This window comes from Carnobacterium sp. FSL E2-0243 (genome assembly GCF_038003605.1).
GTDB classification, from domain to species: Bacteria; Bacillota; Bacilli; order Lactobacillales; family Carnobacteriaceae; genus Carnobacterium; species Carnobacterium maltaromaticum.
This window is the reverse complement of record NZ_JBBOPM010000001.1, coordinates 2467984-2483762: the sequence shown is the minus strand read 5'-3', so window position 1 is coordinate 2483762 and position 15779 is coordinate 2467984. Positions and strand designations below refer to the sequence as shown.

Below are 15779 nucleotides of genomic sequence, written 5' to 3'. Positions count from 1 at the left end.
TCAAGGATGAAAAAATGTCTCCTGAAATTTGTCGCACTTGTGAAAGATGCGGATTTGACCGAATTAAACATGATCATAAATTTTGCGGAATTTGCGGATTACCACAAAAAAAGACCAACCAGGATTGCACTCCCAGTTAGTCGGCTTAGAAAAATATATTAAAGTAATTCTACCATATTAGGAGGAACACAACAATGAAAAAAATTGAATTAATCAATATGAAAGTACGGAACTTTAAAGGATTTAAGGAGTTTGAGTTAGCAGCGAACGTTAAGAATGTTCAAGTTTTCGGTGATAATGCTACAGGTAAAACAACCTTATACGATGCCTTTCTATGGTGCTTATTCGGTAAAGATAGCAAGGATTCAACCAAGTTTTCATGGAAGCCGCTGGATCAGAATAATCAAGAAATTCATCATTTAGAGACCGAAGTTGTGCTTGAATTACTAATTGATGGTGAAGAAATCGAGTTTTCTCGTATGAATAAAGAGAAGTGGACTAAGAAACGAGGTTCGAACGCTGAAACATTTGAAGGCCACGATGCCACATATAGGATTGACGGATTAAAACAAACTCAAATTAAGTTTAAAAAGCGAATTGAAGAAATTGTTAACGAAGAAACATTTAAACAAATTACAAATATCTACTATATAGCTGAGAAGATGCCAGCCAAAGATAGACGTAAAATGTTATTCAGCCTAGTAGAAGATTTAACAGATATTCAAGTAATTGAGAGTAACAAAGAACTTAAACCGTTGCTAGATATCCTTGGAAAGCATTCAGTAGAAGATAAGCGCCAAATGATTGCTGAAGAACGAAGAAACATTAACAAGGACTTAGATAATATTCCTCAAAGAATTGATGAAGTGGACCGGTCAATTAATCCAGACTTAACTATTCAAAATAGAATAAGTTTAGAAGCTAAAAAAACCAGTCGTGAAACCGAACTAGCCAAAAATGAACAGGAACTAGCCAGTAAAACAAATGGAACGTATCTTACAAACAAACGTTCAGAGTTAACTACCAAAGTAGCTGAACTTGAAGCAGATAAAAGTAATTACACGATTAAACAGAACGAAAAAATAGCAGGTTTACAATCAGGTAAGCAAATTGTATATGAACAAGCTATGTCGGCTCAAAATGAAGTCTTAGAGGAAGAGAAGCATATTTCTAGTTTGAAAACTGATATTGAATCCGAAAAAAGTTATATCAGCAGACTTCAACAGGAAAAAGAAGGTTTGAGAAATAAATATATTTCTATCCGAGATAACAATTTTCCAGACTTTGACGAACATAAAACAACTTGTCAGTTCTGTAACCAAGATCTTCCAGTTGAACAGCAGGCGACAATTAAAGAAACCTATCAAAAAGAACGTGAAGCTTTCAATTTAAACCGAGCTAGCGAATTAGAACAAATAAACGAGCAAGGAACGAGCCTTTCAAAAGAAGAGGAAGTACACGAAGAATTACTTCAAGACCTACAAAATCAGGTGGCTGATACAACAGAACTTGATAAACGAATAAAAGTACGTGATGACCTAAAAAGCCAACACACAGCAATTATTAAGCAAATTGAAGCAATTCAAAATAATGCTACTCCTTTCATTGAAACAGAACAGTATAAAAAGAAAATTGTTGAAATTGAAGCAATTAAGCAAGAAATCATCACAATTCAAACTGGCGATGATAAAGAGCTTCAATCGCAAAAAGAGGTTATCAGTAACATTAAATTATCTATTAATCAGCTGAACGAACAGCTTTATGAGTATGTTTTATCTGAAAAACAAGAAGCTCGTAAGCAAGAATTGATTGAGGAAGAAAAACTTTTATCAGTTAAATTCGGTGAGTTAGATCAACAACTCTATTTACTAGATGAATTTATTAGAACAAAAGTTGACCTACTAACTAGTAAAATTAACGCCAAATTTAATTATGTTGATTTCAAACTGTTTGAAGAACAAATAAACGGCGGTCTTAAAGAAGTATGCGAGGTAACTGTTAAGGGCGTTCCTTATTCATCAGGACTAAACAACGCTGCAAGAATTAATGCAGGGTTAGATATTATCAACACAGTAACCGAAATCAACCAAATAAACGCACCAATTTTTATTGACAATGCAGAATCAATTAATGATTTATTAGCAGTACAAGCCCAAACAATCACGTTAAGCGTAAGTAAAGACAAAGACTTGAAAATGGAGGTAGCGTAATGGATATGGAAAAATACGAGGCTGAGTGGAAGTTAAAACGAACGCTACACGAAAATTTCCATATAAGAACCTGGATCAATCGCAAGAAATGTTATTTTCACGTATCAACTACATGCACCGTTGATGCAGGATATGAAACGATGGTTTTCCCTTCGAATCAAGCAGAAGAAATAATTGATTTTGGAGATATTTATTGCAAACGATACTCAAATGAAGAGGATGCAATTAAAGGGCATGAGGAAACAATCAGAAAAATATTTCAGGAGGTAATCAAATAATGACAACTAACCAAGCGCCTATGGTCATTCAAAAAGATATTACAGATACAGTAGCAAAAAGAATTAATGAAATGGAGAGCGATGGTTTAGCACTACCAACTTCTTATAGCTCAGCCAATGCTTTAAAATCAGCATTTTTCGCAATGACAAATTCATCTAATGGTAATTTACTAGAAAAATGCTCGAAAGAGTCAATTGCAAATTCACTTTTAGACATGGTTATTCAAGGGTTAAGCCCAGCTAAGACTCAATGTTACTTTGTACCATATGGAAATAATCTTAAAATGACACGATCATATTTTGGCACTCAGGCAGTTCTTAAACGCCTTAGTGGAGTTAAAGATATATGGGCCAATATCATTTTTAAAGGTGATGACTTTGTTATTGCAATTGAAAAAGGAAAAGAAATACTACTCAAACATGATACGAAGTTCGAAAACAGAGACAATGAAATCATTGGAGTTTATGCAATTATTGAAAAAGAAGATGGTGATCAAGTTCTAACTACAATGACTAAAAAAGAAATTGATGCATCTTGGAGCCAAGCGAAAACAACGAATGTTCAGAAGAAATTCCCGCAAGAAATGGCTAAGCGTACTGTCATTAACAGAGCAGCAAAAGCCTTTATAAATACTAGCGATGACAGTGATTTACTAATTGAAGCTATTAATAATACAACTGAAAATGAGTATGATAATGGTCCTAAAGAGGTTGAAGCGGTAGAAGATGAAGTTAAAGCTGAAATCAAAGAGAATGCTAATAAAGAAATAATTGACTTTATAACGGAAGAAGAGCCTCCGATTTATCAAGAAAACGAAGGTCCTGAAATTGAACAAAGTCAGCTCTTTGATGAAGTTAATCCACCGATTGAGCCAGCATTTTAATTATGAATATCGAAGTATTTGGCTCAAGCAGTAAAGGGAATGCTTATAAAATCAGTGATGGTGAGCGTTCTTTGCTACTTGAAGCAGGAATAAAGTTAAACAAAATAAAATGTGATTGGCAGTCGATTGATGGCTGCTTAATCACACATGAACATGGTGATCACTCTAAATACGCTAACGAGCTATTAAAAACAACTAGTATTGATACTTTCACCAGTAAAGGAACTCAAGAGGCCTTGAAACTTCCAAGTTATCGGGTCCATTGTTTAGAACCGTTAAAACAGAAACAAATAGGGAACTGGAGTATTATTCCATTTCCAACGGAACACGATGCGAGCGAGCCTTTTGGCTATCTAATTCATTCCAGTAAAACAAACGAAAAACTACTTTTTGCAACGGACACTTATTATATCCGTTACAAATTTAAAGGGATCACGCATCTAATGATTGAATGTAATTATGCCTTAGATATTTTAAACGAAAATGTTAAAAATGGGCGTATAGGAGCCTATTTAAAGAATCGGGTATTAAAGAGTCACTTCTCATTAGAGAACGTCAAAGAGTTCATAAAAGCGACTGATTTAAGCGAGTTAAAAGAAGTTTGGTTGCTTCATCTATCTGATAGCAATTCAAATGCTGAACGTTTTAAAAAAGAAATACAAGCAATTACAGGTACACCAGTTTATATAGCATAAGGAAGGAGGTAGCCAATTGAATTATTTATCACAGTTACAAGCGTTTAGAGATTACAAGATGTATGAAACTAAATTATCCAGTGGACAAATTGCTTTATGGTACGCATTGATGGAAATAAACAATAAATGTGCATGGATTGAATGGTTTACAGCTGCTAATCAAACGCTTGAAACACTTTCGGGATTATCTAGAGCTGGCATAAATAAAAACAGAAATGTTTTAAAGCAGCTAGGCTTGATTGATTTCAAAAGTAACGGTAAAAAAGCTACTTCTTATAAGGTATGTGTACTCTATACGTCAAATAGTATACAAGACAGTACACAACAGAGTATACAACGCAGTGTACAAGGGAGTATACAAGACGGTATACAACAGAGTAGTACATTAACTAAACAGAAACTAAACAAAACAGAAACTAAACAGAAACAAGACCAGACGACGACAGCGGATGCGTATTGGCTTAAATTTGTTGAAGTCACAGCAAGCCCTTATATTCTTGAAAATTTAAAAATGTGGGCAGAGGATTTTAATGGCAACGACGATATTGTTATTCATGGCATTGAAACGATGCTTGCTAACAACGTTCGTAGCTATAAGTATCTTGAAACAATATTGAAAAACTGGGAATCAAAAGGCTTTAGCACTAGAGAGGATGTTCTTACTTTTGAGGAACAGCGTAAGCAGAAGAAACAGCCAAACCAAGGCGTTAATCGTAAAGAAACATTGCCAGATTGGGCTAAAGATGACTACAAACCGCCTAAACAAATGATAGAGCGTACTTCTGACGAAGAATTTTTAAAAGAAATGAGTGAGGATGAATAATGAATTGGTCTGTAGCAATGTTAAACGTGAACAAGTATAACGATCTGCCAGATTGGGTTGTTGAACCATCTAAAGATAAATTTAAAGCCTTAAAGGCTGAGGGAAAAAGTCCATCTAGCGAAGAAGGCAAAAAGCTATTTAAAAACTTTTTTATCATTGCGAACGTTTGGCTCTATCAAAATAAATTTATTGACTATTTTAATATGAGCGAAGCAGTTCGAATGGATGCTGATGAATTTTTATAATAGATATAAAACCAATTAAACCGAGGTTGTCCCCCACTCAATAATATTTAACCACGAGGGACAACCCAGCAATGGCAAGGAGTGAAAGGCGAGTGATAGAAGGCACTGGATATTTAAAATTTGTGAAATCTAAAGGCCATTTATACGTTTACCTTCATGGCCGGTTGCAAGGGGAGAAATCCAAAAAGCACCTGTTTAAATTTGGTCGTAGCGAGTGTGCTCTTGAAAATCTTTACTGCATGAGAGAAGCAAATAGGCTGCCTAACGAGTTAGCTAAAATGGGTTTTACTTTTGATGACTTGGATCAATGGATTTTAACAATCGAAACTAGGGTAACGCCTACAGGGAAGAAAATAAATATATGAAGAGGTGGAGTAAGTGATCAAAATATTAGAATTTTTTGGTGGGATTGGTGCTCCAAAAAAAGCCTTAATCAATTTAAAAATAAAGCATAAAAGCATTGATTACGTTGAATGGAACGAAAAAGCAGTCCGTAGTTACAACGCAATGTTTGATAACCGATATGCTGCCCAAGATGTTCGAGGATATAATTTAAGGCCTGATTGGTTGATACATGGTTCACCTTGCCAAGATTATTCGATTGGCGGTAAACAATACGGGGGAAACGTTGAAGATGGGACTAGAAGTAGTCTGATGTTTGAAACTATTCAAATAATACAGAATTTAGGTGTGTGGAAGCCTTCAGTTGTGATTTGGGAGAATGTTCCAAACGTTTTAAATAAAAAACATTTACCAGCATTTAATCGATATATTAACGATCTCGATAAACTAGGATACACAACAAACTATGAGATATTAAACTCTTTGGATTTTGGAATACCTCAACATCGAAAAAGACTTTTTGCAATTAGTTGTTTAAACGGCAATGTTTTTGATTACTCAAAGTTAGAAAAAACTACAGCGCCGATTATAACAGACTTTCTTGAAGCATCATTTGATGAAAAATATATTTTGACTCAGCCTAGCATGATTAAAAAATTGCCAGGAAATGAAAATCATTCGAATTTCAATGGAATGTTAGAAGAAATCACAACACATGCTTTTACTATCACGACAAAGCAAGTAAGATGTCCTAACGCAGGAGTGATAAAAATATCAAATGACAAGTATCGGATATTAACAGAGCGTGAGTGTTGGCGCTTAATGGGCTTTACCGATGAAGATTTTGATCGAGCTAATAAAGAACATCATGGTATGCAAGGGAAGCTAAACGGAACATTGTACCACCAAGCAGGCAATTCAATAGTTGTTCAAGTGTTAGAAGCAATATTCAAAGTATTACTAAGTGGAAATTATGGCGGTGGTATTAAGCAAGAAAGCTTATTTTAATGGAGGGAAAACACATGAAAACATTTAATTACACAACAGCACGGGAAGCTAAAATTTCAATCGATGAATCAATTTACAACAAGGAATGGTTAGAAGAATTTTCAAAATCAATGTACGATCTTGATAATATTAACGATTTAGGTAAGCACATTCTCAAAGTCCTTTTAAGACTAGGAATTGATACTCATGTTGAAGGTGTCGGAGACATCAAAGTAAACGGAGAATATCCAGATTGGGCTACAGAATTTTCAATAGCTAAAGGGATTGAAGTTTTAGTTGATTTAGACGAAATTGAAATTTATTAGGAAGGTGTGAGGGAATGAATGATTTCTTGAAAAAATATTACGATTTAATAGATAAAGTTACCTATATCGTAGAAGAAAAGTTGTGTTTATATCCCACTTATGTTGCGTTAGGAGTAACAGAGTCATTAGAAAATGATGGATTGATTTGTGAGGAAAACAAACAAATATCTGAGATTCAGCACTCTTTACTTGAAAAAATCGAGTATGTATCTCAATGAAATGTACTTGAAGATTTTTACGAAGGCAGGTTAGCTATAAAAATTAAAGATACAGATTATTGTATTTGCGTTGAATATACAACTTAAGAGAGGTGTGAGGAAATGAGTAAAACAGAAGAAACGCCAGAAATAGTTACTATTTTTTGGGACAACGTAGAGTGGCATATGAAAAATAAAGGGTTAAGCATGCATAAAGTGTTTGGTTCCAATCAAGGGTTTTATGCTACAAGACCGAGTTGTACTTTAAAAAAAGTGCAAGAAATTGCTGGATTATTAAATATTGACGATTACGCGATTTTGTTTGAGAAAGCGGAGGACTTAGAATGGCTAAATTAAATGAGGATCAGCAGGTTGTGCTGGATTGGATGAAAAGAGATCTTCCAAACTTAGGAGTAGATAGCTTGCTTAGTGAGTTAACATTTTTAAGTTGCACTGGTGGATGGATGAAAAATGAGGTAACAGCTAGGGCTTATCGCAACCTATCAGATATTGAGCGGTTGCAAGTATTACAAGCATTCGCAGAATGGGGGTTAAGTCAATATGACTGAACTAAAAATGATTGATTGTGAAGTAAAGGTATTAAAAGAATGGAAATCAGCGAAATTAGTTGGTTTTTATCAATGTAGTTACGTAAAGCAATCGATTTTAATTGGAGAGATTGGTGGAGTTATTGCCTATCCAGTAGCATTAGTTTGTGTTGATAGCCATTTTCAAACAGTAGATGCTAATTTAGTTAGGTTGGTGATTGAAGAATGAAAGTACACGAACTCAAAATTGAACCTAAATATTTCGAGGCAGTGAAGGACGGTAGGAAAAAGTTTGAGATTAGAAAGAATGATCGTAACTTTCAAGAAGGAGACGTTTTAATTTTAAAAGAATATGATCCAATTACTCAGTTGTTTTCGGGCGAAATCATAAAAGTTGAAATATCGTACATGCCAGATTTTCCGCTGAAAGATGACTATGTTGTTCTTGGGATTGAGGAAATATGGGAGGGTTAGCATGGCTAATAAATTAATCTATCAAGTGAAAATTGAAGAAGATATAAAAATTATTGAAATGCTACTCAACAGGATCTATGTTGTTTCAAGAACTGAAGACATGATGATTCATGAAAAATTAGAAGAGCTGCATAAAGGTATTGATGACTTGAAAAGATTTGTTTAGGAGGGTTAAGAATGAGCAATGTTAAATCATTTAGAAGTCAATCTGATTATTCGCAAGAACAAGTTGTTAAAATGATTGATTTCGCAGATGAACAGAATATTCCTTTGTTCGATGTAATGAAACGAGTTGAAAATTTAATGTGTGAGGGTATGACATTTGATGAAGCGTTCAACCAAGAAGTAGGAGCTGATTAAATAATGATTAAACGAATTATAATGTTCAAAGCTGATGACTGGAAGCATATCTGGTTTCTGTTTAAGAATATGATTGTGCAGTTCTTGAAAGGTGATTTTTTAGAAGCAAAAGATGCATGGTATTGAATCAGAATACATGTTGAATTCAACTCGAAAAGAGTAAAGTAAAGGAGAATGAAAATGGGCCAATTAATGATAAAACCAGCTGTAAGTACAATTGATAGTCGGGAAGTTGCTGAAATGGTGAGTAAGCAGCATAAAGAACTTTTACGAGATATTCGTAAATATGCAAGTGTTTTAACCAGCGCAGGGTTGCGCTCGTTGGATTATTTTATTCCTAGCGAGTATTTAGATGTAAAAAAAGAAATTCGTCCTTGTTATGAATTAACTATCATCGGATGTGATCTTGTAGCAAATAAGCTCATAGGTGAAAAAGGAATTTTATTTACAGCTCAATATGCTAAAAGATTTCGTGAAATGGAAGAGAATGAACGCAATTCAACAATTAAGGTCCATTTACCTTCTTATCCGGAGGCTTTACGATTATATGCAGATGAAATGGAACGAAATAGCCAGCTAAGTATTAAAAACCAAGAACAAGCTGTTTTAATTGAATCTTATGAGCTTAAAGTTAATTATTTGAATGAAATTTTACATTCTAAAAGCACCTTAAATATTACTCAAATTGCTGCCGATTATGATTTGACTGCCCAGGAGTTGAACAAGATTTTACATGAAGAAAAGATTCAGAAAAAGTCAGGCAATCAGTGGGTTTTATGTAAAAAGTATTTTGGCCAAGATTATGTGAAGTCTGATACCTACAGTTTTTCTCATAAAAATGGGAATCGAGATGTTAGTCTCCATACTAAATGGACCCAAAAAGGAAGAATGCTTATTCATGAGATTTTAAAAGAAAGAACTATTTATGCTATTTTGGATAAATAAAAAAAGACAGGTTCCCCTGCCTAGCCAATTTCATTATAACATGAGGGGGACCATCTTTGGAATTTAAACAAGTAGAATTATCTCAATTAAATGAATTAGAACTGAACAACACAATTATCATTGTTAGCAACGGAATGATTAAGATGGCCAATTTACCAGCTTTTGCTGATATTAAGCTAACAACGAATGAAAACAAGGTCACAGTAGTTAAATGTGAGACCAAAACTAAATTTTAAAGTCTGACTAGAAAACTAGAGGACACTTTAACAGCGTAGCAATACGTTTGTTGAGGTGTCCTTTTTTGTTACTTATAAGGAGGAAAACACACATGAAATTTGCTGACGAATTAATAAACGAATATACAACTGATTTAAAGCCAATAAAAGCTCTCTACAGTTATTATAGAAATCATAGGAATGTTTGTCTTATCTTGTTCAAAGAATGCGAAGAGGCGCAAGAATGGGAGCTTTCTGTTGAGTTTAGAAATGATTATCAATACTATAAAGCTCGAGCAAAGGAACTAGGTTCTATTATCTCTAGTAGCGAGTATTCAATTCAATGGTTACGTGATGCTAAAGAACCTGGCAATCGTAGAGAAATTGGGAGAAGGTCTAGATATCAACGAACAGAGTTATGGGGAGAAATAGAAGCAGCAGCTTTAAAGAACTACAGAGATAGTGATTTAGAAAACTTAACAAATGAAGATAAAAAAGTTCTAAAGGAAATTTTAAGTTGTCTATCTCCAAGAGAGTACGAATCTTACGTCTCGATTTTTGGAAAAGGAAATAGTTATCAAGAAACAGCGGATTATATGCAGTTGAGTAGGAGTTCTGTTCAAACTTTAATCAATCGTTCAATTCAAAAAATTAATGAGGTGATTAAATATGGTGCAAATACAAGTTTATTTTAGTAAAATTAATATGTGAGGAGGAATTGTTTTGAAACAAAATAAAATAAAAGAAATAAATAAAGAGCTAACTTTAATATTTTCTGATTTAAAGGTTCTGGCTGACGAAGATAGAAACGAAAGAAGTTCTAGTACTAGAGGTCCACTAGGAAATTTTTCACTAAGTAATATTGGATTGGTTTCTAAAATGAAAGTTGCATCTATTCTTTTTGAAGAAAGTTGGATAAACAGTAACTTTACTTATAAAGAATTAGATAAGCAAATTTTAAATTTTTGTATAGAAAATCGTACAAATGAGGATAAGAAAGACTTTCTTGTGCTTGAAAAATTTTTGAAAGAACTTTTAGGTCCAGAAGTCGAGCATACAGTTATATCAATATTAAGAGGTGTAGAAAATGTAAATGTTGAATTAACTATTGGAGATTTTAGAATATATCCATCTAAATTAATAGATAAACATATTAAATGTGATAATTGGGAACGAATAAAAAATGATATTATTACTGATTTTGCTGATGAAATAATGATTGAAACCTCTGTCTTTTCTTCCGATAGAGAAAGGGCTAAAGAAATTGCTAATGAACGAATGGATAATTTTATTAACATACTTTATTTCTTTTTATTCGCAAAAAAAGGTGGGTATAGTTTAAGGTTAGGCACTTCTGAGTCTTCTTCAATATTTATTAACATAATAAATTTTTCTGGAAAAGTTTATGTTCATAACAAGTTAGATGGTGATTGGAAAAATGTTGATTTGAACGAAATAATTAATTACTATGAGGAGCCGTTAAATAAAGTTCTTGAAATAGAGAAAAAATTATGGTTCGATCGCAAGAACGTAAATGAAATGGAAAAAAGAATATATGGATCCATTCAATGGGCTGGAAGAGCGTTAAAAGAAAAGTACGCAGATGAAAAATTTATTCAAGCAATGTTTGGGATGGAGGCATTAATACAAGAGAAAAATAAAAATAATGTGATTTCGCCTTCAATAACATCACAAATGAGTGAAGTTATAATCTTTTGTTTAGGTGATACTTATGAAAGAAGAAGCGAAATTGAACAAGAATTTAAGCAATTGTATACTACAAGATCGAACATTGCCCATGGGGAGCGAACTCAAGTTAGTGAATATGAATCTAATTTAGTGTTAGATTATTTAAGGCATATCATTTTTTATTTTTTAAAAAATGATACTTTTAAAACATTTAAAGATGTTAATGAATTTATTAAAAATGAAAAGTATAAGAAAATGTAAATATTGTCATACAGATGCCACCAACAAGTGAAGGGTAAATTATTCTTCACATTCGTGTGTTTTTCCTCCTGGCTCTCATGGTTGTGCGTGAGAGTTACATATGCCGAAGAAATTTGGCATATTAAAGTATTCTGAGATACTTTGATATTGTTGCTGAGAAGCAACTGATTGATACACTCGCAACTCCAAGGACGGAGGTTGTGAGTGTATTTTATTATCTCGTAGTTATGTTGAATGTTATTTGATATAATAATGAAAAGGAGATGATTTTATTGAGTATTAGTTGGGATGGCGTATTAAGTATTGATGGTGTTTTAGGTTTTATTGGAGCGTTAATTGGAGTTTTTAGTGCATATTTAGTAGTTAATCACCAATTAAAAAAAGAAAATGAGCAAGCATTAGACACCGAAAAAAGATTAAAAGAACCACTAATTGTTCCAGGAACAGCCAAATTTGATGATGTTGAAATACATCCTGGTAAGGATTTAGTAAAAGACGGAAAATATTTCCATGACTTGAAAAGATTTTCTGATGTTACAATTCCTATTATTAACGGGGGGACTACACCTGTATTTGATATTACTTATTACTTTGAAATCGAAAATATAGAAGAATTTGCAAAGATATTTAGTAAAGATAATACTCTGAAAGAATCAATTCCTAGTGCGTATTTTCAAAGTACAGAAGAAAAAGAGTACTCATTTATATATGAATATATCTATAAAAATGATGAAAAAGTACAGAGAAGAAAAGAATATGAAAAAGCATTAAAATACACCAATGTACTTTCTGTAATAATGCCTGGTGAAACTGAACATATTAACTTATCAAAATTAGTTATTATGTTTTTATCGTATTATTTAGAAATGTATGATATGTTTTATCGTACTGATACAGGTAAAGAAGAAATTTTCCCTGAAATAAAGGTTCATATTAAGTATAAAGATTATGAGATGAAGGCAAGAAAATATGAGTATAACCTGATTTTAGGTTCGCGTAATATGTCAAAAAATATGCTAAGATATCAATTAGTTCCAAAAAATTATGAAAGTAATTACTCAAGAAATATTTAAGAGACCCTTTGTGGTCTTTTTATTTTGCTCTAAATACATAGATCACTTAACGGTGATTACAAAAAAACACAAAGTGAGGTGAATAGATTTGAGATAATATATTTAGTTATATAAATTGTTTGTTTTAATTGTTATAATCAAAACAAACAGTTAAAAGGAGAAACAATGGAAAAATATTTTTTAGGAAATAATAGAAATAACTCTATTTATGGTGAAATTAATGAAAAAGAATATCGCACATTTTTAAAATTTTATACATTATACAAAAGATATGAAAATTTTTGCCAAGCTTTTTTAGTTAGTAATGATTCAAAAATTGAATATGAGGATTTAAAAAAAAGTGTTGAGTTAGAAAAAAATGTTGATTTGGATAAATTACATGTTATTGCTATTGGTGTCGTAACAAGATATGTTTTAACAAATCGCATGGCAGTGGATAATGCTAAGGCATATTATAACGAGTGCAGTATAAATAATAGTTTTTTAATAGATAAAGAAAAAAACAATAAAAGTTTTGCTATTTTCAAAATATTACGAAATTATGCTCAACATTACTCTATACCCATATCTAATACGACTGTTGTTCTAAATATATTAACAAATACAAGTAAAGTTGAGTTTTCTATTTCAAAAGAAGAAATTTTACAGAATAATTTTAGAGGAAAGGATAGGGAGTACATTGTGACAAGTTTTCCGGAAACAATTATTTTTGAAGAAATAACTGAAGAATGTAATAGAGTTATGGATGAATTATTTTTGGATATTACTGAAAAAACAAAAATTAAAGTAAAGAAAAGATTTATTAAATTGTTGAAAAATAGGATACAAATATTTACAAGAGAACATGACGGTAGAACAATTAATGCTCTTTTTGTAAAGAAAGAGGGTGATCCTACAAAGGTTTATTGTTTTGACGAAAAAATATTTTTTGGATTTATTACGCTGTTATCGAGTAGATTTTCTGAAGTTTGATAAAAAAATTAGTTACAGATTTATTGTTTATTATAAAAGATGCATAATTGAGCATCTTTTTTTATTTTAATTTGATTACATTAATTAAAGAGAAAGGGTGGTTTTGATGGCAAAGGAATTATCAGATGTTACAAGACAAAAGTATGATCTATTTGTTGCTGCTTATATTCGTTGTTTCAATGCCACTAAGGCAGCCGTTGAAGCTGGTTATAAAGCAAGTAATGCTAAGAATCAGGGGAGCAACATGCTTACTTATCCCTACATTAAAGAAAAAATCAACGTTGAACTTGGAAGGTTGCGGCAACGCTTTGCTGACGAGGGTAACAGGGCTTTTGCTGACCTGCTGAACATTCTATCAGATTTAGATTTAAAACTCCGTAGGCACGACGAGGCGGAGCTGAAAATCAATAAATATGAGAATGAGCTTATTAAAGATAATAATTCGTTTAGCATTTTAAATAGGCAAATAGAAAAGCTAGCTCGGAAAATAAAAGCGATTGATGGCCGTAAAAAAGATAGTAAAGAGATCAAAAAGACTTTACTCATTGAAATTGAAGAACTGCAAGATGAATCATTTCAAATGGGCTTAGATTTACGTAATAAACGAAGGCTGGTTGAAATAGAACATAGCAATATTTTGAAGCCAGCACAGTGGGAGAAAATGCTCTCTCTTAAAGCTGATGTACTTCAAGATATACTTGATAGAGGTGGTTTTAAACCGCCTGATAAGGTAGAACATAGTGGTCATTTAGGCATACCTGTTAATCCGGAACTAACTAAATTAACGAAAAAGGAGCTAGAAGTCATTGCTAAGCAATTTAGAGATGGAAACACTAGCTAAGCAAGCGGAAAGCGTGCTAAATCAAAACTATTTTGACCACTATGTCAAATTTGCACACAACGGACAATATGAACACTTTAGACATACAAAACTTGTATGTAAATACTTGCAACGCATTGCAGATGGGGAACAGCTCGCACTTATGATTGAAATGCCACCTCGGCATGGAAAATCAATGACAGTGACAGAGTCGTTTCCTTCTTTTTATTTAGGTAAGAATCCTGATAAGAGAGTTATTACAGCTTCTTACTCGGATAGTTTAGCTAAAAAGTTTGGTAGAAAGAATAAAGATAAGTTTAAAGAATTCGCTGGACCACTAAATAATTTAGAGTTATCTAAAACTAATGCTGCAGTCAAAGATTGGGGTATTGAAGGTCATTCAGGTGGAATGCTTTCAACTGGTGTAGGTGGCTCTATTACTGGTCATGGTGCAGATTTAATGATTATTGATGATCCAATTAAGAACCAACAAGATGCATCATCTGAAACAATTAGAGAGAAAATTTGGGATGAATGGGAGTCTACACTATCAACGCGTTTACATGGTGGCGCTTCTGTCATCGTTGTAATGACTCGCTGGAACGAAGATGATATTATTGGTCGTTTGTTAAAACAAAGCGCTCGTCCTTGGATTCGTTTGAGATTACCTGCAGTTGCAGAAGATGAAACAGATTTACTTCACCGAAAAATTGGTGAGGTTCTTTGTCCTGAACTTGGTTATGACGAGAAATGGGCGAAACAGAAGCAAAAAGAAGTAGGATCAAGAACGTGGTCTTCCTTGTATCAACAACGCCCAACTCCTGCTGGAGGAAGCATATTTAAACGTAAATGGGTTAAGTATTATGTGCCAAGTCGAGAAGTAAAAGACAGATTGAATTTATCGGATGAAACAATCATTCTTCCTCGTTTATTTGATAAACAAGTCCAGTCTTGGGATTGCACTTTTAAGGATGCCGAGACCAGTGATTTCGTTGCAGGTCAAGTATGGGCTAAGAAAAAAGCTGATTATTTCTTATTAGCAAGGAGAAAAGAAAAGTTGAATTTCACTGCTACTTTAAAAGCTATACGTGAAATGTCTGAGAACTGGCCCAATGCTAGAGCTAAATATGTGGAGGATAAAGCCAATGGTTCAGCTGTTATTTCAGTATTAGAAAATGAAATATCTGGAATCATTCCTGTTAATCCGGAAGGCGGTAAAGAAGTGAGAGCAAACGCTGTCGCACCAGTGTGGGAAAGCGGAAATGTTTATTTACCGCATCCTGACTATGCACCTTGGGTAAATGATTTTCTTGATGAACTTGAAGCATTTCCAAATGGCGCACATGACGATGAAGTGGATGCAATGACGCAAGCATTAATTAAGATTACTAGTAGTGGCAGAAGTTTGCTAGAAAGATACAGGAATGGATAGGGA

At 33.1% G+C, this 15779-nt stretch carries 24 protein-coding genes; all 24 read left to right on the top strand.

Translation table 11 applies throughout. The features are described from left to right. Window positions 1-194 precede the first annotated feature (194 nt). The 24 genes from MHI00_RS11795 (at window position 195) to terL (ending at window position 15776) form a co-directional block, all read left to right on the top strand. Window positions 195-2210, top strand: a complete 2016-nt coding sequence (locus tag MHI00_RS11795; protein WP_341113829.1) for an AAA family ATPase — start codon at window positions 195-197, stop codon at window positions 2208-2210. Further along, the gene (locus tag MHI00_RS11790; RefSeq protein ID WP_035064308.1) at window positions 2210-2488 is read left to right on the top strand and encodes a hypothetical protein; all 279 of its coding nucleotides are present in this window, start codon (window positions 2210-2212) and stop codon (window positions 2486-2488) included. Before MHI00_RS11795 ends, MHI00_RS11790 begins: the two co-directional genes overlap by 1 nt. Beyond that, window positions 2488-3372, top strand: a complete 885-nt coding sequence (locus tag MHI00_RS11785) for a recombinase RecT (RefSeq protein WP_035064305.1) — start codon at window positions 2488-2490, stop codon at window positions 3370-3372. The genes MHI00_RS11790 and MHI00_RS11785 overlap by 1 nt, the downstream gene beginning before the upstream one ends. A gap of 2 nt (window positions 3373-3374) precedes the next feature. Continuing rightward, window positions 3375-4067: an MBL fold metallo-hydrolase gene (locus MHI00_RS11780; protein ID WP_035064302.1), complete on the top strand. Its 693-nt coding sequence runs from the start codon at window positions 3375-3377 to the stop codon at window positions 4065-4067. A gap of 16 nt (window positions 4068-4083) precedes the next feature. Then, entirely contained in the window at window positions 4084-4890 is an 807-nt protein-coding gene (locus MHI00_RS11775) for a DnaD domain protein (protein ID WP_035064300.1), read from the top strand. Next, window positions 4890-5135, top strand: a complete 246-nt coding sequence (locus MHI00_RS11770; protein ID WP_035064297.1) for a hypothetical protein — start codon at window positions 4890-4892, stop codon at window positions 5133-5135. The genes MHI00_RS11775 and MHI00_RS11770 overlap by 1 nt, the downstream gene beginning before the upstream one ends. A gap of 92 nt (window positions 5136-5227) precedes the next feature. Then, entirely contained in the window at window positions 5228-5500 is a 273-nt protein-coding gene (locus MHI00_RS11765) for a hypothetical protein (protein ID WP_080732537.1), read from the top strand. Window positions 5501-5513: 13 nt separating this feature from the next. Continuing rightward, the gene (locus tag MHI00_RS11760; RefSeq protein ID WP_341113816.1) at window positions 5514-6485 is read left to right on the top strand and encodes a DNA cytosine methyltransferase; all 972 of its coding nucleotides are present in this window, start codon (window positions 5514-5516) and stop codon (window positions 6483-6485) included. A gap of 14 nt (window positions 6486-6499) precedes the next feature. Continuing rightward, window positions 6500-6790, top strand: a complete 291-nt coding sequence (locus MHI00_RS11755) for a hypothetical protein (RefSeq protein WP_035064292.1) — start codon at window positions 6500-6502, stop codon at window positions 6788-6790. A gap of 14 nt (window positions 6791-6804) precedes the next feature. After that, entirely contained in the window at window positions 6805-7008 is a 204-nt protein-coding gene (locus MHI00_RS11750; protein WP_035064290.1) for a hypothetical protein, read from the top strand. A gap of 102 nt (window positions 7009-7110) precedes the next feature. Next, complete coding sequence (locus MHI00_RS11745; RefSeq protein WP_035064288.1) at window positions 7111-7344, top strand: hypothetical protein; 234 nt, start codon at window positions 7111-7113, stop codon at window positions 7342-7344. Continuing rightward, a complete protein-coding gene (locus tag MHI00_RS11740) occupies window positions 7332-7556 on the top strand; it encodes a hypothetical protein (protein WP_051926683.1) in 225 nt (74 codons plus the stop codon). Before MHI00_RS11745 ends, MHI00_RS11740 begins: the two co-directional genes overlap by 13 nt. Next, window positions 7549-7764 (top strand): hypothetical protein, encoded by a 216-nt coding sequence (locus tag MHI00_RS11735; protein ID WP_035064286.1) that lies wholly within the window; start codon window positions 7549-7551, stop codon window positions 7762-7764. Before MHI00_RS11740 ends, MHI00_RS11735 begins: the two co-directional genes overlap by 8 nt. After that, window positions 7761-8009 carry an ASCH/PUA domain-containing protein gene (locus MHI00_RS11730; protein WP_119906417.1) on the top strand — a complete coding sequence of 83 codons (249 nt, stop codon included), beginning with the start codon at window positions 7761-7763 and terminating at the stop codon, window positions 8007-8009. Before MHI00_RS11735 ends, MHI00_RS11730 begins: the two co-directional genes overlap by 4 nt. A gap of 1 nt (window position 8010) precedes the next feature. Then, window positions 8011-8175, top strand: a complete 165-nt coding sequence (locus MHI00_RS11725) for a hypothetical protein (protein WP_162922007.1) — start codon at window positions 8011-8013, stop codon at window positions 8173-8175. A gap of 11 nt (window positions 8176-8186) precedes the next feature. After that, window positions 8187-8369 (top strand): hypothetical protein, encoded by a 183-nt coding sequence (locus MHI00_RS11720; protein ID WP_035064281.1) that lies wholly within the window; start codon window positions 8187-8189, stop codon window positions 8367-8369. 180 nt (window positions 8370-8549) lie between these two features. Next, complete coding sequence (locus MHI00_RS11715) at window positions 8550-9314, top strand: Rha family transcriptional regulator (protein ID WP_341113805.1); 765 nt, start codon at window positions 8550-8552, stop codon at window positions 9312-9314. A gap of 56 nt (window positions 9315-9370) precedes the next feature. Further along, window positions 9371-9550 (top strand): XtrA/YqaO family protein, encoded by a 180-nt coding sequence (locus MHI00_RS11710; RefSeq protein ID WP_035064277.1) that lies wholly within the window; start codon window positions 9371-9373, stop codon window positions 9548-9550. A 92-nt stretch (window positions 9551-9642) separates the two neighbouring features. Next, entirely contained in the window at window positions 9643-10224 is a 582-nt protein-coding gene (locus tag MHI00_RS11705) for a sigma factor-like helix-turn-helix DNA-binding protein (protein ID WP_051926681.1), read from the top strand. 28 nt (window positions 10225-10252) lie between these two features. Further along, a complete protein-coding gene (locus MHI00_RS11700) occupies window positions 10253-11479 on the top strand; it encodes a HEPN domain-containing protein (RefSeq protein ID WP_035064275.1) in 1227 nt (408 codons plus the stop codon). Window positions 11480-11751: 272 nt separating this feature from the next. Beyond that, window positions 11752-12552, top strand: a complete 801-nt coding sequence (locus MHI00_RS11695) for a hypothetical protein (RefSeq protein WP_035064273.1) — start codon at window positions 11752-11754, stop codon at window positions 12550-12552. 165 nt (window positions 12553-12717) lie between these two features. Then, complete coding sequence (locus MHI00_RS11690; protein WP_035064270.1) at window positions 12718-13524, top strand: hypothetical protein; 807 nt, start codon at window positions 12718-12720, stop codon at window positions 13522-13524. A gap of 106 nt (window positions 13525-13630) precedes the next feature. Continuing rightward, window positions 13631-14365, top strand: coding sequence for a terminase small subunit (locus tag MHI00_RS11685; RefSeq protein WP_035064268.1), 735 nt, complete (start codon window positions 13631-13633; stop codon window positions 14363-14365). Continuing rightward, window positions 14349-15776, top strand: coding sequence for a phage terminase large subunit (terL, locus tag MHI00_RS11680; RefSeq protein ID WP_413517886.1), 1428 nt, complete (start codon window positions 14349-14351; stop codon window positions 15774-15776). The genes MHI00_RS11685 and terL overlap by 17 nt, the downstream gene beginning before the upstream one ends. Window positions 15777-15779 lie beyond the last annotated feature (3 nt).

What these genes read in the sequence shown, in the direction of transcription:
- MHI00_RS11725 (WP_162922007.1), top strand. Translation starts at nt 8,011, where the DNA reads ATGGCTAATAAATTAATCTATCAAGTGAAAATTGAAGAAGATATAAAA.
- MHI00_RS11740 (WP_051926683.1), top strand. Translation starts at nt 7,332, where the DNA reads ATGGCTAAATTAAATGAGGATCAGCAGGTTGTGCTGGATTGGATGAAA.
- MHI00_RS11780 (WP_035064302.1), top strand. Translation starts at nt 3,375, where the DNA reads ATGAATATCGAAGTATTTGGCTCAAGCAGTAAAGGGAATGCTTATAAA.
- MHI00_RS11785 (WP_035064305.1), top strand. Translation starts at nt 2,488, where the DNA reads ATGACAACTAACCAAGCGCCTATGGTCATTCAAAAAGATATTACAGAT.
- MHI00_RS11720 (WP_035064281.1), top strand. Translation starts at nt 8,187, where the DNA reads ATGAGCAATGTTAAATCATTTAGAAGTCAATCTGATTATTCGCAAGAA.
- MHI00_RS11715 (WP_341113805.1), top strand. Translation starts at nt 8,550, where the DNA reads ATGGGCCAATTAATGATAAAACCAGCTGTAAGTACAATTGATAGTCGG.
- MHI00_RS11795 (WP_341113829.1), top strand. Translation starts at nt 195, where the DNA reads ATGAAAAAAATTGAATTAATCAATATGAAAGTACGGAACTTTAAAGGA.
- MHI00_RS11770 (WP_035064297.1), top strand. Translation starts at nt 4,890, where the DNA reads ATGAATTGGTCTGTAGCAATGTTAAACGTGAACAAGTATAACGATCTG.
- MHI00_RS11685 (WP_035064268.1), top strand. Translation starts at nt 13,631, where the DNA reads ATGGCAAAGGAATTATCAGATGTTACAAGACAAAAGTATGATCTATTT.
- MHI00_RS11705 (WP_051926681.1), top strand. Translation starts at nt 9,643, where the DNA reads ATGAAATTTGCTGACGAATTAATAAACGAATATACAACTGATTTAAAG.
- MHI00_RS11730 (WP_119906417.1), top strand. Translation starts at nt 7,761, where the DNA reads ATGAAAGTACACGAACTCAAAATTGAACCTAAATATTTCGAGGCAGTG.
- MHI00_RS11790 (WP_035064308.1), top strand. Translation starts at nt 2,210, where the DNA reads ATGGATATGGAAAAATACGAGGCTGAGTGGAAGTTAAAACGAACGCTA.
- MHI00_RS11755 (WP_035064292.1), top strand. Translation starts at nt 6,500, where the DNA reads ATGAAAACATTTAATTACACAACAGCACGGGAAGCTAAAATTTCAATC.
- MHI00_RS11745 (WP_035064288.1), top strand. Translation starts at nt 7,111, where the DNA reads ATGAGTAAAACAGAAGAAACGCCAGAAATAGTTACTATTTTTTGGGAC.
- terL (WP_413517886.1), top strand. Translation starts at nt 14,349, where the DNA reads ATGGAAACACTAGCTAAGCAAGCGGAAAGCGTGCTAAATCAAAACTAT.
- MHI00_RS11750 (WP_035064290.1), top strand. Translation starts at nt 6,805, where the DNA reads ATGAATGATTTCTTGAAAAAATATTACGATTTAATAGATAAAGTTACC.
- MHI00_RS11735 (WP_035064286.1), top strand. Translation starts at nt 7,549, where the DNA reads ATGACTGAACTAAAAATGATTGATTGTGAAGTAAAGGTATTAAAAGAA.
- MHI00_RS11690 (WP_035064270.1), top strand. Translation starts at nt 12,718, where the DNA reads ATGGAAAAATATTTTTTAGGAAATAATAGAAATAACTCTATTTATGGT.